Annotated in this window: 20 protein-coding genes; 16 read left to right on the top strand and 4 right to left on the bottom strand. The window is 74.5% G+C overall.

The annotated features are described in order from the left end of the window. Both ACFXAM_RS07035 and ACFXAM_RS07040 read left to right on the top strand, forming a co-directional pair. Positions 1–807 (top strand): L,D-transpeptidase family protein (locus ACFXAM_RS07035; RefSeq protein ID WP_380288216.1); only part of this gene is annotated, 807 nt, incomplete at its 5' end. A gap of 163 nt (positions 808–970) precedes the next feature. Then, a complete protein-coding gene (locus ACFXAM_RS07040; protein ID WP_380288218.1) occupies positions 971–1,915 on the top strand; it encodes a beta-ketoacyl-ACP synthase III in 945 nt (314 codons plus the stop codon). Between the two features lie 261 nt (positions 1,916–2,176). On the opposite strand, the gene ACFXAM_RS07045 is transcribed toward ACFXAM_RS07040, so the two are convergent. Next, the gene (locus ACFXAM_RS07045) at positions 2,177–2,824 is read right to left on the bottom strand and encodes a TetR family transcriptional regulator (RefSeq protein WP_266311629.1); all 648 of its coding nucleotides are present in this window, start codon (positions 2,822–2,824) and stop codon (positions 2,177–2,179) included. 457 nt (positions 2,825–3,281) lie between these two features. On the opposite strand from ACFXAM_RS07045, the gene ACFXAM_RS07050 reads away from it, so the two are divergent. Next, complete coding sequence (locus ACFXAM_RS07050) at positions 3,282–5,615, top strand: PQQ-binding-like beta-propeller repeat protein (protein ID WP_380288220.1); 2,334 nt, start codon at positions 3,282–3,284, stop codon at positions 5,613–5,615. Positions 5,616–5,661: 46 nt separating this feature from the next. Here ACFXAM_RS07050 and galE read toward each other — a convergent pair whose 3' ends face one another. Beyond that, positions 5,662–6,645: a UDP-glucose 4-epimerase GalE gene (galE, locus tag ACFXAM_RS07055; RefSeq protein WP_380288222.1), complete on the bottom strand. Its 984-nt coding sequence runs from the start codon at positions 6,643–6,645 to the stop codon at positions 5,662–5,664. Between the two features lie 297 nt (positions 6,646–6,942). Here galE and ACFXAM_RS07060 point away from each other — a divergent pair, with 297 nt between their 5' ends. Beyond that, entirely contained in the window at positions 6,943–8,022 is a 1,080-nt protein-coding gene (locus tag ACFXAM_RS07060) for a S1C family serine protease (protein ID WP_380288348.1), read from the top strand. A 108-nt stretch (positions 8,023–8,130) separates the two neighbouring features. On the opposite strand, the gene ACFXAM_RS07065 is transcribed toward ACFXAM_RS07060, so the two are convergent. Next, positions 8,131–9,354 carry a sensor histidine kinase gene (locus tag ACFXAM_RS07065; RefSeq protein ID WP_380288224.1) on the bottom strand — a complete coding sequence of 408 codons (1,224 nt, stop codon included), beginning with the start codon at positions 9,352–9,354 and terminating at the stop codon, positions 8,131–8,133. Between the two features lie 300 nt (positions 9,355–9,654). Here ACFXAM_RS07065 and ACFXAM_RS07070 point away from each other — a divergent pair, with 300 nt between their 5' ends. From ACFXAM_RS07070 to htpX, 11 genes are all read left to right on the top strand, one after another. Next, positions 9,655–10,071, top strand: coding sequence for an NADH-quinone oxidoreductase subunit A (locus tag ACFXAM_RS07070; protein ID WP_380288226.1), 417 nt, complete (start codon positions 9,655–9,657; stop codon positions 10,069–10,071). Beyond that, positions 10,062–10,769, top strand: coding sequence for an NADH-quinone oxidoreductase subunit B (locus ACFXAM_RS07075; protein WP_380288228.1), 708 nt, complete (start codon positions 10,062–10,064; stop codon positions 10,767–10,769). Before ACFXAM_RS07070 ends, ACFXAM_RS07075 begins: the two co-directional genes overlap by 10 nt. Next, a complete protein-coding gene (locus ACFXAM_RS07080) occupies positions 10,766–11,866 on the top strand; it encodes an NADH-quinone oxidoreductase subunit C (protein ID WP_380288230.1) in 1,101 nt (366 codons plus the stop codon). Before ACFXAM_RS07075 ends, ACFXAM_RS07080 begins: the two co-directional genes overlap by 4 nt. Continuing rightward, positions 11,863–12,822: an NADH-quinone oxidoreductase subunit NuoH gene (nuoH, locus tag ACFXAM_RS07085; RefSeq protein ID WP_380288232.1), complete on the top strand. Its 960-nt coding sequence runs from the start codon at positions 11,863–11,865 to the stop codon at positions 12,820–12,822. The genes ACFXAM_RS07080 and nuoH overlap by 4 nt, the downstream gene beginning before the upstream one ends. Beyond that, positions 12,819–13,430 (top strand): NuoI/complex I 23 kDa subunit family protein, encoded by a 612-nt coding sequence (locus ACFXAM_RS07090; protein WP_380288234.1) that lies wholly within the window; start codon positions 12,819–12,821, stop codon positions 13,428–13,430. Before nuoH ends, ACFXAM_RS07090 begins: the two co-directional genes overlap by 4 nt. Continuing rightward, positions 13,427–14,143, top strand: coding sequence for an NADH-quinone oxidoreductase subunit J (locus ACFXAM_RS07095; RefSeq protein WP_380288236.1), 717 nt, complete (start codon positions 13,427–13,429; stop codon positions 14,141–14,143). The genes ACFXAM_RS07090 and ACFXAM_RS07095 overlap by 4 nt, the downstream gene beginning before the upstream one ends. After that, positions 14,143–14,520, top strand: a complete 378-nt coding sequence (nuoK, locus tag ACFXAM_RS07100; RefSeq protein ID WP_380288238.1) for an NADH-quinone oxidoreductase subunit NuoK — start codon at positions 14,143–14,145, stop codon at positions 14,518–14,520. The genes ACFXAM_RS07095 and nuoK overlap by 1 nt, the downstream gene beginning before the upstream one ends. Continuing rightward, positions 14,517–16,538 carry an NADH-quinone oxidoreductase subunit L gene (locus ACFXAM_RS07105; protein WP_380288240.1) on the top strand — a complete coding sequence of 674 codons (2,022 nt, stop codon included), beginning with the start codon at positions 14,517–14,519 and terminating at the stop codon, positions 16,536–16,538. The genes nuoK and ACFXAM_RS07105 overlap by 4 nt, the downstream gene beginning before the upstream one ends. A 53-nt stretch (positions 16,539–16,591) precedes the next feature. After that, positions 16,592–18,148: a NuoM family protein gene (locus ACFXAM_RS07110; RefSeq protein ID WP_380288242.1), complete on the top strand. Its 1,557-nt coding sequence runs from the start codon at positions 16,592–16,594 to the stop codon at positions 18,146–18,148. Between the two features lie 47 nt (positions 18,149–18,195). Then, positions 18,196–19,740, top strand: coding sequence for an NADH-quinone oxidoreductase subunit N (locus ACFXAM_RS07115; protein ID WP_380288244.1), 1,545 nt, complete (start codon positions 18,196–18,198; stop codon positions 19,738–19,740). Positions 19,741–19,902: 162 nt separating this feature from the next. After that, positions 19,903–20,766 carry a zinc metalloprotease HtpX gene (htpX, locus tag ACFXAM_RS07120; RefSeq protein ID WP_380288246.1) on the top strand — a complete coding sequence of 288 codons (864 nt, stop codon included), beginning with the start codon at positions 19,903–19,905 and terminating at the stop codon, positions 20,764–20,766. 20 nt (positions 20,767–20,786) lie between these two features. Here htpX and ACFXAM_RS07125 read toward each other — a convergent pair whose 3' ends face one another. Continuing rightward, positions 20,787–22,241 (bottom strand): PLP-dependent aminotransferase family protein, encoded by a 1,455-nt coding sequence (locus tag ACFXAM_RS07125; RefSeq protein WP_380288247.1) that lies wholly within the window; start codon positions 22,239–22,241, stop codon positions 20,787–20,789. On the opposite strand from ACFXAM_RS07125, the gene ACFXAM_RS07130 reads away from it, so the two are divergent. After that, positions 22,240–23,202 (top strand): DMT family transporter, encoded by a 963-nt coding sequence (locus ACFXAM_RS07130; RefSeq protein WP_380288249.1) that lies wholly within the window; start codon positions 22,240–22,242, stop codon positions 23,200–23,202. The genes ACFXAM_RS07125 and ACFXAM_RS07130 overlap by 2 nt on opposite strands. Positions 23,203–23,226: the final 24 nt, after the last annotated feature.

The raw sequence follows: 23,226 nt of genomic DNA on the forward strand, positions 1-23,226 counted from the left end.
GGCTGGTACACCGTCGGCCAGGACGCCGCCAAGCCCGGGGTGACCACCGCCGACGGCCCCGGCCCCGAGGGCGTCGCCACCCCGGACCTCGCCCCCGCCGCGCAGCCGGCGGCCGACCAGGCCTCGCCGACCGCCGCCCCGGCCGCCCGGGCCGCCGACGCCCGGCAGGCCGAGACCCCCGCCGCCGGCCGCAGCGAGGCCCGCGCCGACGGCTCGGTCGAGGCGATCCCCGGCCTCGGCGCCGCGTTCACCGGCCGGATACCCGCCGACACCACCCAGGTCGTGGTGGCCACCGGCGAGGGCAAGGACACCAACCGGACCGGTGTCACGCTGTGGACCCGCACCGCCGACGGCCGCTGGCTGGCCGGCGAGACCTGGCAGGGCCACAACGCGTTCAAGGGCTGGACCACCGACCACAACGAGGGCGACCTGCGCAGCCCGATCGGCGTCTTCTCGCTCACCGACGCCGGCGGCCGCAAGGCGGACCCGGGCAGCCGGCTGCCCTACGACAAGGACGCCAACTTCGTGGTCTCCGGGACGGGCTTCGCCGGCGAACAGCTGGCCGGGTCCTTCGACTACGTCGTCGCGATCAACTACAACCGGGTGCCCGGCAACTCCCCGCTCGACCCGCGCCGCCCGAACGGCTCGACCAAGGGCGGCGGGATCTGGATCCACGTCGACCACGGCGGTCCGACGCACGGGTGCGTCTCCATCCCGGAGGAGAAGATGGCGCAACTGATCCGCACCCTCGACCCGGCCGCCCGCCCGGTGATCGTGATGGGCGACGCGGCCTCGCTGGCGGCCTGACCGGCCCCGCGAGGGCGGAATCGTCCGTCCGCGTCGCATCCGCGCGCCGGTCGGCGACCCGTCTGCCGCAACGCCCCTTGTCGGCCTCCTACAGCATCCCGGCGTGGATCCTGTAGCCGGTCGCGACCCGCTGACCAGCGGGTAACCGGGTTGAGTTGGCAGTATGAGCGGTTCGCGCATCGTGGCACTCGGCCACTACCAGCCCCCCAAGGTCCTCACCAACGACGACCTGGCCAAGCTGGTCGACACCGACGACGAGTGGATCCGCAGCCGGGTGGGCATCCGGACGCGGCACATCGCGGAGGGCGAGACCGTCGTCGACCTCGCCGCCGAGGCGGCGCAGAAGGCGCTGGCCAACAGCGGCCGGTCGGCGTCCGAGGTCGACCTGGTCGTGGTCGCCACCTGCACCGCGGTGGAACGCAGCCCCAACACGGCCGCCGCCGTCGCCGCCCGGCTCGGGGTGCGGGCGCCGGCCGCCTACGACATCAACACGGTCTGCTCGGGCTTCTCGTACGCGCTGGCCACCGCGGACCACGCGATCCGCGCCGGTGCGGCCCGGACGGCCCTGGTGATCGGCGCCGAGCGGATGTCGGACACCCTCGACTGGACCGACCGGTCGACCTGCGTGATCTTCGGCGACGGCGCCGGCGCGGCGCTGGTCGAGGCCCAGGAGGAGGGCGCCGAGCCGGGGATCGGCCCGGTGGTCTGGGGCTCGGAACCGGAGAAGGGCGACGCCGTGGTGATCACGGGCTGGGACCCGGTGATCAGCCAGCAGGGCCAGTCGGTGTTCCGCTGGGCGACCACCCAGATCGCCCCGCTGGCCCGCCAGGCCTGCGAGCGGGCCGGGATCGACCCCTCCGAGCTGAAGGGCTTCGTGCCGCACCAGGCCAATCTGCGGATCATCGACGCCATCGCGACCAGGCTCGGGGTCACCGACGCGGTGGTGGCCCGGGACGTCGTGGAGTCCGGCAACACCTCGGCGGCCTCCGTGCCGCTGGCCTTCTCCAAGCTGGTCGAGCGCGGCGAGCTGTCGCCCGGCGACCCGGTGCTGCTGTTCGGCTTCGGCGGCGGCCTGGCCTACGCCGGGCAGGTCGTCCGCTGCCCCTGAGGCTCCTGGCGCGCTCCTGGCGCTCCCGGCGCTCCTGGGGCCTCCGAGGCCCCCGGGGCGCCCGAGGACGGCCCCGGCCGCCCCTCCGCCTCCCGGCATGCCTGTGGGCGGTCACCCGACGTGGGTGACCGCCCACAGGCGTGTCATGGCGCGCTGCGGACCGCCGGCGGACCTCCCCCGAGGACACGGCCGCCGTCCGTCGTACCCCGGACAGGAGGCCGGGGCGCACGCGAAGCGGAAGGTGGGTCGGAGCGGATCGGTCTACTTGGGCGCCTTCTTGCCGGTGACGCCCAGGTACACCAGGGGAGCGAGGTTGGGCTTGAGGTCCTTGACCTTGACGCCCCAGGAGGTGAAGGCCTTCTGGTGCTCGGCCGCCGAGGCGAGCAGCGAGACCAGTGACCCGGCGACGGCGGCCGGATCCAGCGACTTGTCGGCCTGGCCCTTCGCCTGGAGTTCCTTGACGGCCTCCGTGAGCGGCTTGGCGACCGCGTTGAGGACGGTCATGCGGATCTTGAAGAACCGCTTGTCCCCTTCGGCGGCACCGAGCGTGACCACGCGGAGAATGGCGTCGTTCTTGCGCCAGAAGGCGAGGAATCCGTCGACCAGTTCTTCCGAAGTGGCCGTGCCGGACTTCCCTGCCCAGGACTTTCCGGCCACCAGCTCTTTGAGCGTGTCGGCGTCCTTGGCCATTTCCTCGGCGATTTCGAGGACGGCGCCCTCGACATCCGGGAAGTACTGGTAGAAGGTCGCGGGGGAGGTACCCGCCATACGGGCGACGTCGATGACCTTGACGTCCCGATAGGGCGACGTGCTGAGCATCTCGCGGAGGCAGTCGAGCAGCTTCTGCCGCGTCTCCTGTCCGCGTCGCCCGGCGACGCGACCGTCGACGGTGCGAACTTGTCCTGTCATGCCGTCAGCTTACCGTGGCCCGATCTTGGCGCGATTCGGTGATGTGACAATTACTCCGCCCGGGGGTTGGTATAGCCGTCCGGGAGGCTTCCGAGGGATATTCATTCGGCCCCCGCGGCCCCTCTTGACGCCCCCCCGTGCACCGGCGACCCCACAGGGTGACGAACCCTTCGCTGAGGGGTTGTCGAGTAACGGAGCGTGACGACCCGATCGGTGGTGTGACCTGCCCCTCCCAGTACTCCCGGGCGTGTCGGGCGCAAGCCGGAGCCGGAGCGGACGTCAGAATCCGGCCGTTCCGGAGCCGCTGACCGGGCGGTGGAGCCTCCCCCCGGGCGGACACCGCTCTGGGCGGGGGAGGTTGGAGATGCACCGGGCGGCATTGGAGAATCGGGTCCGGCACCACGCGGCGGGTGTCCGGCACCCGCGGGCGGTGCACAAGACGGGGAGGTGGCAGCGGGTGGACCAGCTGACGGCGCACGATCCGAGGCGGATCGGGCCCTTCGAGGTGCTGGGGCGGCTCGGGGCGGGCGGCATGGGCCTGGTCTACCTGGCACGATCGCCCGCCGGCCGGCGGGTGGCGATCAAGACGGTCCGGGGGGAACTGGCCGAGGACGAGCTGTTCCGGGTCCGCTTCGCGCGGGAGATCGCGGCCGCCAAGACGGTCGGAGGCTTCTACACGGCGGCCGTGGTCGACGCCGACCCGGACGCCCGGGTGCCCTGGCTGGCCACCGCGTACGTCCCGGCGCCGTCCCTGGAGGACCTGGTCACCGAGTGCGGGCCGCTGCCGGTCGGGGCGGTGCGCTGGCTGGTGGCCGGCATCGCCGAGGCCCTGCAGTCCATCCACGCCGCCGGGCTGGTCCACCGCGACCTCAAGCCGTCCAACGTGCTGGTGGTCGAGGACGGCCCCCGGGTGATCGACTTCGGCATCGCCGCCGGGGTCTCCAGCACCCGGCTCACCATGACCAACGTCGCGGTCGGCACCCCGGCGTACATGTCGCCGGAGCAGGCCCGGGACAGCCGGGGCGTGACCGGCGCCAGCGACGTCTTCTCGCTCGGCTCGCTGCTGGTCTTCTGTGCCACCGGCCACCCGCCGTACCGGGGCGCCAACCCGGTGGAGACGGTCTTCCAGCTGCTGCGCGACCAGCCCGACCTCTCCGGCCTGCCGGTGGAGCTGGCCGACCTGGTGCGCGCCTGCATGCGGCCGGCGCCCGAGCACCGGCCGACCCCGGAGCAGATCCAGGCCGAGCTGGCCCCGCACCTGTTCTCCCGGGACGACGCCTCGGGCGAGGCCGGGGACTGGCTGCCGCCCGACGCCCTCGCCCTCATCGAGCACAAGCGGGGCCGCCGCCAGCCGCCGCCGGCCGTCCCGCCGCAGCCCGCTCCGCCGCCGGTCCCGCAGCCGCACCCGGCGCCGCACCCGGCCCAGGACGACCCGCGCACCCGGGCGGTCGCCGGGCACGCCCCGCCCGCCGGCCCGGTGCACACCCGGCCCCCCGGACCGGACACCGAGGCCGCCACCGAGAAGCTGGCCGCCCCCAGCCGGCACCGCCGGCCGGCCGTCGGGGAGGGCGACGAGGTACGGCTGCCCGGCGCCTCGGTCCGGATAGGGCCGGGGCCGCGCGCGGAGCAGGCCGGCCCGGGCGCGGCGCCCGCCGAGACCGACTGGGTCCGGCGGATCACCCCGCCCCCGGCCCGGGCCGCCCGCTGGCGCCCGTGGCGGTTCCGGATGTCCAACGAGGTCTGGGGCACCCCGGTGGTCGCCGACGGCACCCTGTTCGTCTCCAGCTTCGAGGTGCACGCCCTGGACATCGCCTCCGGGCAGCGCCGCTACAAGACCAGGGACGTCGCCTGGGCCCTCGCGGTGGACGCCGGCCGGGTGCACGCGGCCGACGGCCCGCACCTGTACACGGTGGACGTCGCGGACGGCACCGAGCGCTGGCGGCACTCGCTGGACGGCTGGGTGTACTCGCTGGACGCGGCCGAGGGCGTGCTCTGCTGCGGTGTCCGCGGCGGCGGCGTCCAGCTGCGCTCGGCGGCCACCGGGGCCGAGCTGTGGCGCGCCGACGACGCCCAGCAGGACTTCGAGAACCCGCAGTCCGGCCCCGCCCTGGTGGGCGGCTCGGCGTACTACTACGGCGGACGGCGGCTGCGCTGCGTGGACCCGCGCGGCGCGGGCCTGCGCTGGTCGGTCCCGGTGGGCGAGGACGTGCCCTCCCGCCCGGTCGAGCGCTCCGGCGTGCTGTACGTGACGGCCGGCACCCGGGTCTACGCGCTGGACGCGGCGAGCGGGGCCGAGCGTTGGCGCTTCGAGGCCCCGGTGGTGCTCTTCACCCCGCCGGCGCTGGACGGCGACGCGGTCTACGTCGCCGACTACCTCGGCACCGTGTACGCGCTGGACGCGGCCACCGGCCGGGACCGCTGGCGCGCGGTCACCGGCACCCGGCAGGGCGCCGAGCCGGTGGTGGTCGGGGACGGCATGGTGCTGGTCGGCAGCGGCGAGGTGCTGTACGCGTTCGAGGCGGGCAGCGGCCGGGAGCGCTGGCGCTACACCGCGCGCGGCGAGATCGTCGGCTCCCCGGCGGTCGCGGACGGGCTGGTCCACCTGGGCAGCCGGGACCACTCGCTGCACACCGTGGACCTGGCCAGCGGTCAGCTGCGCTGGGAGCTGGGCACCAAGGGCGAGCTGACCGGCTCACCGGTGGCGATCGGCGGGAAGGTCTTCGTCGGCAGCAAGGACCGCTGCGTCTACGCGCTGGACGCCTTCTACGGCACGGCGGTGCCCTCGCACTGACCCGGGGTACGGGCGGCGGGAGCCCGGGGCTCCCGCCGCGGACGCGCTACTTCCGGGCCTCCGGGTGGCGGCTGCACCAGCCCTCCCAGGCCGAGGCGACCATGGACTCCACGCCGTGCCGGGCGGTCCAGCCCAGCTCGCGCTCGATCAGCTCGGCCGAGGCGACCACCCGGGCCGGGTCGCCGGCCCGGCGCGGGGTGATCTCGGGGGTGGTGTCGTACCCGGTGACCTTGCCGATCACGTCCAGCATCTCGCGGACGCTGACGCCCTCGCCGCGGCCGATGTTGAGGACCAGCGAGGTCTCCCCGGCCGGGTCGGCCGCCAGCCGCTTCGCCGCGGCCACGTGGGCCGAGGCGATGTCGGAGACGTGGATGAAGTCACGGACGCAGGTGCCGTCCGGGGTGGGGTAGTCGTCGCCGAAGACCCGCGGGGCCTCGCCGGCGGTGAGCCGCTCGAAGACCATCGGGATCAGGTTGAACACCCCGGCGTCGGAGAGCTCCGGCGAGGCGGCGCCGGCCACGTTGAAGTAGCGCAGGGCGACGGTGGACATCCCGTGGGCCTTGCCGGCCGCGGCCACCAGCCACTCGCCGGCCAGCTTGGTCTCGCCGTACGGGCTCATCGGGGCGCACGGGGTCGACTCGGTGACCAGGTCGACGTCGGGCATGCCGTAGACGGCGGCGGAGGAGGAGAAGAGGAAGCGCTTCACGCCGCCCTCGGCCGCGGCCTCCAGGACGGTCTGGAGGCCGATCATGTTCTCCCGGTAGTACAGGAAGGGCTGCTCGACCGACTCGCCCACCTGCTTCTTGGCGGCGAAGTGCAGGATGCCCTCCACCCGGTGCTCGCGGATGGCCGCGTCCAGCGCGGCGCGGTCCAGGGTCGACCCCTCGACCAGGGCGACCCCCTCGGGCAGCCGGGTCCGGTCTCCGGTGCTCAGGTCGTCCAGGACGGCCACGCGCTCGCCCGCGTCGAGGAGCTGCTGCACGACGTGCCCGCCGATGTATCCGGCACCGCCGGTGATCAACCAAGTCATGGCCGAATCCTAGGGCCCGCCCTCGAACTCCCGTCGTCCGCCCGGAGGGCGGGTGGGAGTTCGAGGACGGGCCCTGGGGGCGTGGGGATTTCGCGGTGGTGCCGTGGGCGCGTCGGAGCCGGGAACCCGGACATTTCGGTGAAATGCTGACAAATATCTCTGCGTCGCGTTCGGGCGGCCCTCCGCGGCCGCGCGCTGAGGAACCCGGAGGCCGTCACGGTGAACCGCACGAAGGAGCCCACCCGTCCGATCCCGGCCGGATCGCGCCCGACCGGGCCCGGGACGTCCGGCGCGCGGCTGCTCGCGCCGGGCACCCTCGCCGTGCTGACCGCACTCGCACTGGCCGGGTGCAGCAGCGGGTCGTCCTCGGACTCCTCCTCGCCGCAGAGCGGCTCCCCGGCCGTCACCGCCGCGGCCACCGGCAGCCCCTCCCAGCCGGGCGGGGCCAACCAGCTCCAGTCCGACTACCAGCGGGTGATCGGGGACGTGCTGCCCTCGGTGGTGCAGATCACCACCGGCAGCGGCCTCGGCTCCGGGATCGTCTACGACGACAAGGGCGACATCGTCACCAACGCCCACGTGGTCGGCACCGCCACCACCTTCACCGTCACCCTGGCCGGCAGCACCAAGCCGCTGGACGCCACCCTGGTCGCCAGCTACCCGGACTCCGACCTCGCGGTGATCAAGCTGAGCAGCCCGCCGGACGGCCTCAAACCGGCCGCCTTCGGGGACTCCACCAAGGTCGAGCTCGGCCAGATCACCCTCGCCATGGGCAGCCCGCTCGGACTCTCCAGCAGCGTCACCCAGGGCATCGTGTCGGCCACCGGCCGGACCGTCTCCGAGCCGGGCACCCAGGGCTCACCGGGCGCCGTGATCGGCAACATGGTGCAGACCTCGGCCGCGATCAACCCCGGCAACAGCGGCGGCGCGCTGGTGAACCTGGACAGCCAGGTGATCGGCATCAACACGCTGGCCGCCACCGAGCCGGAGTCCAACGGCGCCGCCGCCCCGGGCATCGGCTTCGCCATCCCGGCGTCCACCGTGACCAGCATCGCCGACCAGCTGATCAAGGAGGGCAAGGTCACCAACTCCGGCCGGGCCGCCCTCGGGATCACCGCCCGGACCTACTTCGACCAGAACTTCCGCCCGGCCGGCGCCGTGGTGGTGGCCGTCGCGCCGGACGGCCCGGCCGGTTCGGCGGGCCTCCAGGTCGGGGACGTGATCACCAGGATCGGCGACACCCCGGTCGACTCGCTGAACTCGCTCACCACCGCGCTGGCCTCGCTCGCGCCGGGCAGCAAGGTGACCGTCACCTACACCCGGGACGGCCGGAGCAGGAGCGCCGACGTCACCCTCGGCACCCTGGAGACGCCCTGACCCCACCAGCCCCCGGACGGCGGGCGGCCCGCACAACCGCGCAAGGGTTCCGCGGGGCCGCCCGCCGTCCGGGCCCGGGGGGTCGTCGACGAGGGGGCCGCGCCGGCGTCAGCGGCGGGCGGCGCGGGTCCGCCAGGGGAGCTCGACGGTCACCGTGGTCGGTCCGCCGTCCGGGCTCTCCACCAGGAACACCCCGTCCACCGCGCGGATCCGCTCGGCCAGCCCGGCCAGCCCGCTGCCCGGGTAGGGGGCCGCGCCGCCCCTGCCGTTGTCCTGGACCAGCAGCATCAGCTGCTCGTCGGCCCGCCAGACGTCCACCGTGGCGGAGCGGGCGCCGGAGTGCTTGGAGATGTTGGTCAGCAGCTCGCTGACCGTGAAGTAGGCGATGCCCTCCACCGCCGAGTCCGGCCGGTCGGTGCTGCCGTCCCGGGCCTTCAGGTCGACGTGCACCTTGACCCCCTCCGGCACCGTGCAGCGCGCCGCCACCGAGGAGAGCGCCGCGTCCAGGCCGCGGTCGGTGAGCACCGCCGGGTGGATGCCCCGGGCCAGGTCGCGCAGCTCCTGGAGGGCCAGCTTCACCTCGCCGTGGGCGTTGTCGACCATCTTCGCGGCGACCGCCACGTCCTCCGGGGTCTCGGTCTCCTGCAGCCGCTCCTTGGCCATGCCGAGGTCCATCGCCAGCGCCACCAGCCGGGCCTGGGCGCCGTCGTGCAGGTCGCGCTCGATCCGGCGCAGGTCGGCGGCGGCGGTGTCGACCACGGTGCCGCGGTCGTCCTCCAGCTCGCGGACCCGCTCGGACAGGGCGCCCGGGTACAGCAGGGTCTCCACCAGCATCCGGTCCACCGCCGACTGGGCGCGGACCGCCCACGGCAGCAGCGGCCAGCCGACCAGCACGAAGACCAGGGTCAGCGCGAAGCTCAGCACGCCCCAGGGCAGCATCAGCACGTTGTAGAGGGCCGAGCGCCAGGACAGCGCGTCGGTCAGGTGGGCGATCGCGTAGCCGGTGATGCCCGGCCGGCGGCGCTGCACCGGCTCCGGCTCGGGCACCTCGGAGCCGTACAGCGCCCGGGCCCGGCCGCGGGCGAAGCCGCCCATCGACCGGCAGCCCGCCAGTCCGGCGGCGAGCAGCGGCAGGCCGATCACGGTGATCGACAGGGCGAGGCCGATCGACAGCGTCGCGATCGTGAAGAGGAAGCCGGCGATCCCGAGCGGCAGGTTCAGCAGCAGCTGCCCGACCTGCCGCCACATCCGGGCGCCGTACAGCGGGGTGGGTCCGGCGGCCGTCGCCGGCTCCTGGCCGGCGCCCTCGGCCGTGCCGTCCGTTCGCGTCATCTCGGTCTACCGTCCTTCTCCGGTCAGGCTGTGCTCCTAGCTTGGCCGGTCGGGGGCGGGTGGGGCCATGGGGGTGATACGTCTCCCCGTGCGGGGGTTATCCCCACCCCGCCCGGGGTGCCTCCGGCGGGGCGTGCGGTGTCCACCGGCTGTCCACCGGGTGTCTTGCGGATCGGGCAGGATGCGGGGTACCCATGCCGTGCACTTAGACTCACGCACTGGCGATGGTTATGAGCGTGTAAAGGAACGTCGTAGAACCGGCCCGAGGGCGGGTTCCGTGGCCGATGTGGAGGCGAGGGCATGGTGGGGCAGCGGGCGGCTTCGGTCGCGGCCGACCCGGCGGCCGGCAGCGGCTACTTCGACGCGTACGCCGCGATGGGCCTGCTCGCCGTCGTCGGCGTGCTCTTCGTGACGGTGGCGTTCACCGCGAACCGCCTGCTGCGGCCGGTGGTGTACTCGCCGGAGAAGCTCCTCGCCTACGAGTGCGGCGTGGACCCGGTGGGGGAGGACTGGGCCCACACCCAGATCCGCTACTACGTCTACGCCTTCCTGTACGTGATCTTCGCGGTCGACGCGATCTACCTGTTCCCGTGGGCGACCGTCTTCGCCTCCGCCGGGTACGGCGCCGGGACGCTGGTCGAGATGTTCGTCTTCATCGGCTTCCTCGCGGTCGGACTGCTCTACGCCTGGAAGAAGGGCGTTCTGGAATGGACGTGACGCACACCCACTCGCACGGGCACGACGCCTCCGGCGGCCCGGTTCCGCTGGGCGTGCCGGACCCGTCGCGCCCCGGTGCCGCCGTCGAGCGGCGGAGCATCGGCCCGCTGGCCCGGCTGGCCCCGGACCCGGTGAAGGTCGTCCTCAACTGGGGACGCCGCTACAGCCTCTGGTGCTTCAACTTCGGCCTGGCCTGCTGCGCGATCGAGTTCATCGCGGCCTCGATGGCCAAACACGACTTCATCCGGATGGGCGTGATCCCGTTCGCGCCGGGTCCCCGGCAGGCCGATCTGATGATCGTCTCGGGGACGGTGACCGACAAGATGGCGCCCGCCGTCAAGCGGCTCTACGAGCAGATGCCCGAGCCGAAGTACGTCATCTCCTTCGGCGCCTGCTCGAACTCGGGCGGGCCCTACTGGGACTCCTACTCGGTGACCAAGGGCGTCGACCAGATCATCCCGGTCGACGTCTACGTGCCCGGGTGCCCGCCGCGCCCGGAGGCGCTGCTCCAGGGCATCCTCAAGCTCCAGGAGAAGATCGCCGCCGAGTCGCTGCCCGGCCGCTACACCGCGCCCGCTGCGGCGCTGCGGCGTCCGCCGGTGGCCGGGCCCGGTGCGGCCGGTGGCGGTGCCGATGCCGCCGGTGCCGCCGGTTCCGGTGCCGCCGGTTCCGGTTCCGTCGAGGGAGGGGTCTCGTGACCACGGCCGAGCAGTACGCGGCGTCGGTCGGGGAGTGGGCGACCGGCGCCGAGGCGTACGGGCTGATCACCGTCGACGTGCCGGCGGAGCACTGGACCGAGGCGCTCACCGCCGCCCGGGACACCCTGGGCCTCACCTTCTTCGACTGGCTCAGCGCCGTCGACGAGCTCGCCGACGGCTTCTCGGTGGTCGCCCACCTCGCCGCGGTCGACGCCCCGGGCGTGCGCCACCTGGCGCTGCGCACCCGGGTGCCGCGCGACGCGGCCGCGCTGCCGAGCGCCGTCACGGTGTACGCCGGGGCCGCCTGGCACGAGCGCGAGACGCACGAGATGTTCGGCATCGACTTCCCCGGGCACCCCCACCTGGTCACCCTGCTGCTGCCGGACGGCTTCGAGGGGCACCCGCTGCGCAAGGAGTTCGTGCTCGCGGCGCGGGTCGCCAAGGCCTGGCCGGGAGCCAAGGAGCCTGGCGAGTCCGACCACGGCGACGGGCCGGCGCGGCGCAAGATGCAGCCGGCCGGCGTGCCGGACCCGAACGAGTGGGGACCGCTGAAGGGCACCCTGCCGCCGGTCGCCGAGCGGCCGGCCCGCGGGGCCCGGGCCGCCGGCGCGGCCCGGACGCCGCGGGCGGCCGCCGCAGGTGCGGCCGGTGCCGGCGGTGCCGAGGGCACCGCTGCGGTGCGGGCGGACCGGCCGCGCCGGACGCGTTCGGTCTCCGAGGGGTCGGCGAGCCAGACGGCCGGCGAGACGCCCGCCGAGGCGCCCGCCGAGACGCCCGCAGCGGCGGCCGCCGCGGAGGAGAGGCCCGCGGTGCGGGCGGACCGGCCGCGCCGGACGCGTTCGGTCTCCGAGGGATCGGTGAGCCAGGCACCCGGCGAGGCCGCCCCGGCGTCGGCCCCGGCCCGCACGCAGTCCTCCGACGCGCCGTGGCACAACCCGGTGCCGGCGCACGACGAGCCCGCGAAGCCGGCCGCCGAGGAGCCGGTCGCGGAACGGCCCGCCGCCGAGGAACCCGCCGCGGAGCGGCCGGCCGCCGAGGAGAAGACGAGCGAGACGCCGCCGGCCGAGTCGGCCGGCCAGGACGGAGACGGCGCGTGAACCTGTTCGACACGGTGCTGCGCTGCGTCGCCACACTGGTCGTCTTCCTCGTCCTCCCCCTGGTCATCGGCCAGACCGAGCACAAGGTGATGGCGCACATGCAGGGCCGCCTGGGCCCGATGTACGCCGGTGGCTTCCACGGCTGGGCGCAGCTGATCGCGGACGGCGTGAAGTTCGCGCAGAAGGAGGACATCGTCCCGGCCGGCGCGGACCGGCGGATCTTCCAGCTGGCGCCCGCCGTCTCGCTGCTGCCGTACCTGCTGGTGCTGCTGGCGATCCCGGTCGGACCGGGCGGTTTCGTCGGGCAGGCGGTGGACGCCGGCCTGTTCTTCGTGCTGGCCGTCATGGGCGTCGGCGTGATCGGCAAGCTGATGGCCGGCTGGGCCTCGGCCAACAAGTTCTCGCTGCTCGGCGGTCTGCGGACGGCCGCGCAGCTGATGTCCTACGAGCTGCCGATGGTGCTCGCCGCCGCCTCCGTGGCGATGGCCGCCGGGACGCTCTCGCTGCCCGGGATCATGGACGCCTGGGAGTGGTACTGGATCCCGTGGCAGCTGATCGGCGGTTTCGTGTTCTTCACGGCCGGCCTGGCCGAGCTGCAGCGCCCGCCGTTCGACATGCCGGTCGCCGACTCCGAGATCATCTTCGGCGCGTACACCGAGTACACCGGTCTGCGCTTCGCGCTGTTCCTGCTCTCCGAGTACGCGGGCATCCTGGTGGTCTCCGCGCTGACCGCGGTGCTGTTCCTCGGCGGCTGGCACGGCCCGCTGCCGGACCAGCTCGGCTGGCTGTGGACCCTGCTGAAGACCTTCGCGCTGGCCTTCGTGGTGATCTGGCTCCGGGTCACCTACCCCCGGCTGCGCGAGGACCAGCTGATGCGCTTCGCGTGGACCGTGCTGATCCCGCTCGCCCTCGTCCAGCTGGCCCTCACCGGCATCATCAAGGTGGCGATCTCATGAGTTTCCCCGGAGCGGGCCTGGCCAAGGGCCTGGCCGTCACCCTGCGGACGATGACGAGGAAGAGCGTCACCGCGCAGTACCCCGACGTCCAGCCGAGCCTTCCGCCGCGCTCGCGCGGTGTGATCGCGCTGCTGGAGGAGAACTGCACGGTCTGCATGCTCTGCGCCCGTGAGTGCCCGGACTGGTGCATCTACATCGACTCCCACAAGGAGACGCTGCCGGCCGCCGACCCGAACGCGCGCGCCCGCACCCGCAATGTGCTCGACCGGTTCGCCATCGACTTCTCGCTCTGCATGTACTGCGGGATCTGCATCGAGGTGTGCCCGTTCGACGCGCTGTTCTGGTCGCCCGAGTTCGAGTACGCGGAGACCGACATCCTGGAGCTGACCCACGAGCGGGACCGGCTGCGGGAGTGGATGTGGACGGTGCCGGTGCCGCCGGCGCTGGACCCGGCGGCCGAGGAGCCCAAGGAGATCGCCACCGCGCGCAAGGCCGCCGACAAGCTGGTGGCCGCCGCGGCCAAGGCGGCCGCCGAGGCCGCCGAAGCGTCGGAGGCGTCGGAGGCGCCGGCGGCGCCGGACGCGCCCGAGGGCGGTGGTGACGCGTGAAGGGCGCAGCCACCCTGCTCGCCGCGACCGGGTCGCTGGACCCGGCCGCGCGCTCGTTCCTCTCCCCGACCGGGGTGGAGATCGTCTTCCTGCTGGTCGGCATCGCCGTGCTCGGCTCGGCCCTGGTCGCCGTCACCACCAAGCAGCTGGTGCACGCCGCGCTCTGGCTGGTCGTCGCGCTCGGCGGGCTGGCGGTGGAGTTCCTGCTGCTCACCGCCGAGTTCATCGCCTGGGTGCAGGTGCTGATCTACCTCGGCTCGGTGGTCGTCCTGGTGCTGTTCGGGCTGATGCTCACCAAGGCGCCGATCGGGCGCTCGCCGGACGCCGACTCCAAGAACCGCTGGGTCGCCCTGGTGGTCGCGCTGGCCTCGGCCGGCACGCTGGTGACGCTGGTCGTGGACGCCTTCCGGACCTCCTGGATCGACCTCGGCGCGGGCGGCGGCTCCGCCTCGGTGACCGGCGCGAGCCTGTTCCGGACCTGGGTGCTGCCCTTCGAGGCGCTCTCGGTGCTGCTGCTGGCCGCGCTGGTCGGCGCGATCGTGCTCTCGCGCGGCGACCGGCGGAAGGTCCCGGCGCCGCGGGCCGGACGGATCCGGGCCGGACGGCCGGTGGGCTCCAACGGGACGGTCGCGCAGAGTGCGCCGCCCGCGCCCGTCGCCGCTCCCGGGGCCGGGCCCGCGACTGCTCCGACCACCACCGAGCAGGAGGGCTGATGCACCTCGCCTACCCCGTCGTCCTCGCCGCGCTGCTGTTCAGCGTCGGCGTCTACGGCGTGCTCGCCCGGCGCAACGTCGTCCTGGTGCTGATGTCCGTCGAGCTGATGCTCAACGCCGTCAACCTCAACCTCGTCGCCTTCGACGCCTGGCTGCGCGACTCGCTGCACGCCGGGCAGGCGCTGACCCTGTTCACCATCACCGTCGCCGCCGCCGAGATCGGCCTCGGACTCGCCATCGTCCTGCTGCTGTTCCGGGCTCGGGGCACCGCGGACATCGACCGGGTCACCGCGCTCGGCGATCCGGCCGAGTCCACCGCCGACACCGGGCCGGCGCCGGCCGGAGCCGAGGCGCTGAAGGGCCGGGCCACCGCATGAACCTCGCCCTGCCCGCCCTCGTCCCCGCGCTGCCCGCGCTCGGCGCGGCGGCCACCCTGGCCACCGGCAAGCGCGCGCCCGGCCTCGCCCGGCCGCTGGCGATCGTCCCGGTCGCCGTCTCGGCGGTGCTCGCCCTGGTCGTCGCGATCCAGCTCGGCAGCGGCCAGGCGCTGGACGCCGCCACCCGGCTCACCCCGACCGGCGGGCCGGACATCGCGCTCGCGATCCACCTGGACGGCTTCAGCTCGCTGATCTCGGTGCTGGTCGGCCTGGTCGCCACCTGTGTGCAGGTCTACTCGACCGCGTACCTCAAGGACGACCCGCGCTACCCCTCGTACGCGGCGCTGGTCTCGCTGTTCACGGCGGCGATGTTCCTGGTCGTCTACTCCGGCGACCTCGTCGTGCTGCTGGTCGGCTGGGAGGTCATGGGCATCTGCTCGTACTTCCTGATCGGCCACCACTGGGAGACCGAGGACGCCCGCTCCGCCTCGCTGAAGGCCTTCCTGGTCACCAAGCTCGGCGACGTGCCGTTCCTGTTCGGCGTCTTCCTGCTCGGCGCCGACGCCGGGAGCTTCCGGATCGAGGACGTGCTGCGGGCCGCCACCGAGGGGCGGCTCGGCCACCCGACGCTGGTCGCGCTGCTGCTGCTGGCCGGTGTGGCCGGCAAGAGCGCGCAGTTCCCGCTGCACACCTGGCTCCCCGACGCGATGGCCGGTCCGACGCCGGTCTCCGCGCTGATCCACGCCGCCACCATGGTCGCGGCCGGCATCTACCTGGTGGCCCGGCTGCTGCCGGTCTTCCTGCTCTCCGGCGCGGCGCTGGTCGTGCTGGCGGTGATGGCCGCCGTGACGATGATCGGCTCGGCGCTCTGCGCACTCGCCCAGGACGACCTCAAACGGGTGCTCGCCTACTCGACCGTCGGCCAGCTCGGCTACATGGCCGGCGCGCTGGCCGGCGGCGACCGCCAGGCCTCGGTCTTCCACCTGGTCAGCCACGGCGCGTTCAAGGCGCTGCTGTTCCTCGCGGCCGGTGTGGTGATCCACGCCGCGCACACCAACTCGATCTCCGCGATGTCCCGGATGCCCGGGCTGCGCAAGCGCGTCCCGGACGCCTACTGGACGATGGGCATCGCGCTGGTCGCCCTGGTCGGCCTACCGCCGTTCGCCGGCTTCTTCAGCAAGGAGGCGGTGCTGACCGCCGCCGAGCACGCCGCCAACGGCGAGGCGCTGACCAACGGCCTCGGCCCCGCCTCGGCCGTGCCGCAGGCGGCCGGCTGGATCGTGCTGATCTCGGCCGGACTCACCGCGCTGCTCACGGCGGCGTACGCGGCCCGGCTGTTCCTGGTGGCCTTCCACAGCCCGGCGGGCGCGGCCGCGGCGGCGCCCGCGGTGCTGCCCGCCGAGGACCGGGGCACGGTCGTCGGCGACCACGAGGCCGGCGCCCCGTACTCGCCCGAGCTGGACGAGGCCGACCCGGCCGTCGCCGAGCCGCCCGCGATGCGCTGGCCGCTGTGGGTGCTGGCGGTGCCGACCATCGGCTTCGGCGTCGCCGGCCTGCGCTCGGACTGGCTGCCCGCGCTGCTGGACGGCGGCTCGCTGCGGCCCTCCGCGGTCACCGCCGTCATCGGGACCGGCCTCGCCGTGGTCGGCGCACTGCTGGCCTACGGCGCCTGGCGCTCGGCCACCGCCCGGGTGCCCGGGCAGGTCGGAGCCCCGGCCGACGGGACCGTCGTCGCCGATCCCGGCCGTGCCCTGCTCGGTCCGCTGTTCGGCCCGGCCCGGCACGGCTTCGGCGTCGACCGGCTCTACGCCGCGCTGTTCGTCCGCCCGGTCGAGGCCGCCGCCCGGCTCGTCCGCTTCCTCGACCGCGAGGTCGTGGAGACGTACGTGCGCGGTGCCGGCGCCGGGGCGGGCCTGCTCGGCCGCGCGGTGCGGCTCGCCCAGACCGGCAACGCGCAGACCTACCTCAGCGCGCTGCTCGCCGGCGTCGTCCTGCTGGCCGTCCTGGTGGCGGTGTAGCCGATGCCGTACCTCCCTTCCCCGTCCGCCGCCCTGGTCGTCAGGAGCCCCCGATGAACGCGGTCCTCATCGCCCTCCTGGTGCTGCCGCTGCTCGGCGCCGCGCTCACCCTGGCCCCGGTGTTCGGCGCGGACCCGGCCGCCGCCGACCGCCGCGCGCTGCGCTTCAGCACCGTGGTGACCGGCGCCGTGCTGGTGCTCACCGTCGTCCTGGCCGCGGGCTTCGACCACGACGAGCCCGCCCGGATGCAGGCCACCACCGATGTGTCCTGGATCCCGGCGATCGGCGTGCGCCTCCACCTCGGCGTGGACGGCGTCTCGCTGCCGCTGGTCGTCCTGACCTCGCTGCTCACCTTCCTCTGCGCGCTGTACTCCGAACGGCGCCTGCCGTCCGGCGAGGGGGTGCCCTCGGCCCGGGCCTTCGCCGGGCTGTTCCTCCTCCTCGAAGTGGGCATGCTCGCCACCTTCGCGGTGCTGGACCTCGTGCTCTTCTTCCTGGCCTTCGAGATCGTGCTGATCCCGATGTACTTCCTGATCGCCCGCTGGGGCAGCGGGGCGAAGGTGCCGGCCGCCAACCGGTTCATCCTCTACACGCTGCTCGGCTCGGCCGTGATGCTGCTCGGCTTCCTGCTGGTCGGGGTCCGGGCGGGCACCTTCGACATGCAGGCCCTCGCCGCCGCCCACGGCTCCGGCCTGAGCCACTCCACCCAGGTGATCGCCGCCCTGGCGATCATGATCGGGCTCGCGGTCAAGGCCCCCGCCTGGCCGCTGCACAGCTGGCTCCCGGACGCGCACACGGCGGCCCCGACGGTCGGCTCCGTGCTGCTCGCCGGCGTGCTGCTGAAGATGGGCACCTACGGCCTGGTCCGCGTCCTCCTCCCGGTCGTCCCCGACGGCACCACCACGCTCGCCCCCTACCTGGGCGCGTTCGCCGCGGTCGGCATCGTCTACGGCTCGCTGGCCTGCCTCGCGCTCGCGCGGCGCGGCGCCAAGGGCGACCTCAAGCGCCTGATCGCCTACTCCTCCGTCGGCCACATGGGCTTCGTCCTGCTGGGCATCGCCTCCCTCACCCCGGTCGGCGTCAACGGGGCGCTGTTCGCCAACATCGCCCACGGTCTGATCACCGGCCTGCTGTTCTTCGTCGTCGGGGCGCTCAAGGACCGCTACGGCACGGCGGACCTCGACACCCTCTCCGGCGCCACCGGCGCCGCCCTCTACGGACGGGCACCCCGGCTCGGCGCACTGCTCGCCTTCGCCGCCGTCGCCAGCCTCGGCCTGCCCGGGCTGGCCGGCTTCTGGGGCGAGCTGCTCGCGATGTTCGGCGCGTTCGACCCGGCCGACGGCCTCTCGCGCCCCGCGTTCGTCACCTACATGGTCCTGGCCGGCCTCGGCACCCTCCTCACCGCCGCGTACCTGCTGATCGTGGTCAAGCGCGTCTGCATGGGCGACCCGAAGCAGCCCGCCCCGGTGGCCGAGCTCGCCGACCTGCGCCCGTACGAGGCCGTCAGCTGGACGCCGCTGGCCGCCCTCACCCTGCTCGCCGGTCTCTGGCCCGCGCTGCTGCTCGGCCTCTCCGACCCCGCCGTCAAACACCTCCTCGGGGGTGGCTGATCATGCTCGGCACCGCACTCGGACCTCACTCCACGGGGCAGACCACTGTGACCTCCCTCGCCGTCGCCAACCCGGGCAGCCTGATCCAGTCCGTGGACTGGGTGGCGATCGCGCCCCCGCTGATCGCCGCCGTGGCCGCCCTGGCCGTGCTGGTCACCGACCTCTTCCTGCCCGCGCCGCACAAGAAGTGGCTGGGCCGGCTCACCGCCGCCGGACTCGCCCTCGCGCTCATCTCGCTCCTCCCGCTCACCGGCGGATCACCCCGGGCCACCTTCTGTGCGCAGAACGTAACAGGAGCCACCGACAACGCGGGCTGCTCCTACGTCGCCGACCACTTCGCGCTGGTCTTCCAGCTGCTCGCGCTCGGCGGCGCGCTGATCGCCGCGCTGCTGTCCGCGCACACGGTGGACGAGGAGGAGCTGCCCCGCGGCGAGTACTGGTTCCTGCTGCTCGCCAGCGCCTGCGGCGCCGCCCTGCTCCCCGCCTCCCGCGACCTCGCCACCCTGGTGATCGCCCTGGAGGTGGCCTCGCTGCCCGCCTTCGCCCTGGTCGCGCTGCGCCGGGACGGCCGGGGCGCCGAGGCCGCGCTGAAGTTCTTCCTCTCCTCCGTCACCGCGACCGCCGTGATGCTGCTCGGCATCGGCTTCGTCTACGCGGCGAGCGGCAGCCTGCACCTGGGCGCCGTCGCCACCGGCCTGGAGCACGCGCCCGGACAGCTGAAGCCGCTGGCCGAGGCGGGCGCCGTGCTCACCCTGGTCGGCTTCGCCTTCAAGGTGGCCGCCGTCCCGTTCCACTTCTGGGTGCCGGACACCTACACCGGCGCCCCGCTGCCGGTGGCCGGCTACCTCTCGGTGGTCGGCAAGGCGGCCGGCCTGGCCGGTCTGGCGCTGGCCACCACGATCGCCTTCCGCCCGTACGCGCACACCTGGGGCCTGGCGCTCGCGGTGCTGGCCGCCGTCACCATGACGGTGGGCAACGTGGGCGCGCTGCGCCAGCGCTTCGACACCCGGTTCAGCGCGGTCCGGCTGCTCGCGTGGTCCTCGGTGGGCCAGGCCGGCTACCTGCTGGTGCCGCTGGCCGCGGCCGGCTACGCGCCCACCGCGACCGACCCGCTGGGCGCCACCGCCGCGTACGCGCTGATCTACGGCGTGGTCAACCTCGGCGCCTTCGGCGTGGTGGCGGCGGTCGGACGCCGGGCCGGGACCAGCGTGGACGACTTCCGCGGCCTGTTCGGGCGCAACCGCTGGACGGCGCTGGCGCTGGCGTTCTTCCTGCTCTGCCTGGCCGGACTGCCCCCGGGCGTGATCGGCCTGTTCGGCAAGGTGGTGGTCTTCCGCGCCGCCGTCGACGCCGGTCTGGGCTGGTTGGCCGTGGTGATGGCCGTCAACGTGGTCGTCGCCCTGTTCTACTACCTGCTCTGGACCGCCCGGCTCTTCGCCCCGGCGGAGGAGGGGGCCGCCGCGGCCCCCGCCGCCGAGCGGCGCCTGCCGGTGTCGCTGACCGCCACCCTGGGGCTCACCGCCTCGGCGGCGGTGGTGCTCTCGGTGGCCCCGCAGCTGGTCCTCCAGGTGGTCGGCGGCTCATTGTTCTGACCCTCCGCGCGGCGTGTGCCGAGGTGACGGGCGGTGCGGCCCCGGTCACCCGGCCGGGTGTCACGCCGGTCACAAGGGAACAAGGCCCACGTCCCCGCCCGTTGAGCGGGCAGGAGGGACGAGGCAGAAAGGGCTTCCCCACGCACCATTGGAGGGCCAGCCGTGCACCGCCGGCACAACGGACTGAGGACCGCCGCCCTGCTGGGCGGCCTCTCGGCGCTGATCCTGGTGATCGGCAGCTTCTTCGGCCGCACGGGCTTCGTGATCGCCCTGCTGGTCGCCCTCGGCACCAACGCCTACGCCTACTGGAACAGCGACAAGCTCGCCCTGCGCGCCATGCGCGCCCGCCCGGTGAGCGAGATCGAGGCCCCGCAGCTGTACCGGATCGTCCGTGAGCTCTCCACCGCGGCCCGCCAGCCGATGCCCCGCCTCTACATCTCGCCGACCCCGGCCCCGAACGCCTTCGCCACCGGCCGCAACCCGCGCAACGCGGCGGTCTGCTGCACCGACGGCATCCTGCAACTGCTCGACGAGCGGGAGCTGCGCGGCGTCCTCGGCCACGAGCTGAGCCACGTCTACAACCGCGACATCCTGATCTCCTCGGTGGCCGGGGCGCTCGCCTCGGTGGTGATGTTCCTGGTGAACTTTGCCTGGCTGATCCCGTTCGGCCGCAGCGAGGACGACGACGGCCCGGGCCTGTTCGGCATGCTCGCGATCATGATCCTCGGCCCGGTCGCGGCCTCGCTGATCCAGCTGGCCGTCAGCCGCTCCCGCGAGTACCAGGCCGACGCCGACGGCGCCCGGATCACCGGCGACCCGCTCGCCCTGGCGAGCGCGCTGCGCAAGCTGGACGCCGGCACCCGGCAGCTGCCGCTGCCGCCGGAGCCGCAGATCCAGACCGCCAGCCACATGATGATCGCCAGCCCGTTCCGGCCGGGCGAGGCCGGGGCGAAGCTGTTCTCCACCCACCCGCCGATGGGCGAGCGGATCGCCCGGCTGGAGCGGATGGCCGGCTACGGGCGGTAGCCCGCGCGCGGCCGGTGCCGTCAGCCCGTGAGCTCCTCGAAGGCCCGCCGCAGCCGGTGCACGCCCTCCACCACCTGGGCGGAGCTCTCGGCGGCCGCGTAGCTCAGCCGCAGGTGCGGGGCCGGGGGTTCGGCGGCGTGGTACGGGCGCCCGGGGGTCACCTGGACGCCGGCCCGCAGGGCGGCGGCGGTGAGGGCGCCGTCGTCGACGCCGTCCGGCAGCCGCAGCCACAGGTGGTAGCCGCCGGGCCGGTACGTGCCGAGCAGGCCCGGCAGCTCGCGGTGCAGGGCCGCGACGGCGGCGGTGCGGCGGTCGCGCAGCTCGGTGCCGAGGGCGCGCAGATGACGGGCCCAGCCGGGGTCGGCGACCAGCTCCAGGGTCGCCTCCTGCAAGGGCCGGGGCACGAAGAAGCTGTCCACCACCTGGGTGGCCCGCAGCCGGGCGAGCGCCGGCCCGCGCGCGGTGAGCGCCCCGACCCGCAGGTTGGGCGAGGCGGCCTTGGTCAGCGAGCGCAGGTGCACCACCACCCCGTCGCGGTCGTCGGCGGCGAGCGGACGCGGCAGCGCGGGGGCGTCCGCGTGGACCAGCAGCCGCGAGAAGTCGTCCTCGACGACGAACGCGCCCGCCGCCCGGGCGATCCGCAGCACCTCGGCCCGGCGCTCGGGGGAGAGCACCGCGCCGGTCGGGTTCTGGAACAGCGGCTGGCAGACGAAGACCCGCGCCCGGGTGGCCGCGAAGGCGTCGGCCAGCAGGTCGGTGCGCACCCCGTCGGCGTCGACCGGCACCGGGACCGGACGCAGCCCGGCGGCCCGGACGACCGCGAGGATCCCGGAGTACGTCGGTGACTCCACCAGGACCGGCGCGCCGGGGGCGGCGAGCGAGCGCATCGCCACGGTGAGCCCGCCCTGCCCGCCGGAGGTGATCAGGACGTCCCCGGTGGCGATCGGCCCGCCGTGGCCGCCGATGTCGCGGGCGAACCAGCCGCGCAGCTCGGTGAGGCCGTCGGTGGGCGGGCGCTCCCAGGCGCCCGGCCGCCGCCCGGCCCGGCCGAGGGCGGCGGCGAGCAGCCGTTCGGGCAGCAGCGAGGCGTGCGGGTAGCCGCTGTTGAGGTCCACGACGCCGGGCGGCGGAACGCGCAGGGTGGCGAAGACCGGGGCGGCCAGCAGGTCGCGCGGGCCGGTGTCGGTGCTGAGCGCGATCTCCTGCCAGGAGAGGTCGCCCGGACGCGCGGCGGCGGGCACCCCGGCACCCGGAGCGCCCGCGAAGGCCGCCGCCCGGAACACCCCGGCGCCCGGCCGGGAGACCACCAGCCCCTCGGCGGCCAGGACGGCGATGGCACGGGAGACCGTCCCCGGGCTGACCTGGTGGCGCTCCATCAGCATCCGGCTCGACGGCAGCTTCCGCCCCTCCGGGTAGCGCTCGACCTCCCGGCGCAGACTGTCGGCGAGTTCGGCCACACTGCTACGCTCGTTCATGAGAGCACAAGATAGCGCTACCACCTCCCCGACGGTAGCGGCCCGGCCCGCTACGGCCGCCGGCTCCGCCCCCGCCCCCGCCGCGACGGGCTCCACCGGCACGGCACTGGCCGCCCTGGGCGTCCTCTCCTTCTCCTTCAGCTTCCCCGCCACCGCCTGGGCCCTGACCGGCTTCGGCCCCTGGACGGCCACCGGCCTGCGCGGCCTGCTGGCCGGCCTGCTCGCCGCGCTCTGCCTCGCGGCCGCCCGCGTCCCGCTGCCCGCGCGCCGGCACCGGCCCGGCCTGCTGGTGGTCGCGGCCGGCTGCGTGCTCGGCTTCCCGCTGCTCACCACGCTGGCGCTGCGCACCTCCTCGACCGCCCACTCGGCGGTCGTCATCGGCCTGCTGCCGCTGGCCACCGCCGCCTTCGCCGCCGTGCGCGCCCGCCGGGACGGCCGCCGTCCGTCCCGGCTGTTCTGGGGCGCGGCGCTGGCCGGGGCCGTCGCGGTGCTCGGGTTCACCCTGGTGCAGAGCCACGGGCGGCCCGGCCTCGCCGACCTCCTCCTGTTCGCGGCGCTGCTGGTCTGCGCGGCCGGGTACGCGGAGGGCGGACGGATCTCCCGGGAGCTGCCCGGCTGGCAGGTGATCGGCTGGGCGGTGGTCGCCGCACTGCCGGTCACCGCGCTGACCACGGCCCTGGCGCTGCCCGCCGAGCCGCTTCCGGCCGGCGGCCCCGGCGCGAAGGCGGTGGCCGGGCTGCTCTACACGGCGGCGGTCTCGCAGTTCGGCGGGTTCGTGGTCTGGTACCGGGGGATGGCGCTGATCGGGGTCCCGAGGGCGAGCCAGCTGCAGCTGGCCCAGCCGCTGATCACGCTCGTCTGGTCGGTGCTGCTGCTCGGTGAGGACCTGCCGGCCGCGGCGCCCGTGACGGCGATGGTGGTGCTGCTCTGCATCGCGCTCACCCAGCGGGCCCGCGCCTGACGCCGCGGTGCCCGGTCCCGTACC

The sequence above is a fragment of the Kitasatospora sp. NPDC059462 genome (assembly GCF_042749955.1).
Taxonomy (GTDB): domain Bacteria; phylum Actinomycetota; class Actinomycetes; order Streptomycetales; family Streptomycetaceae; genus Kitasatospora.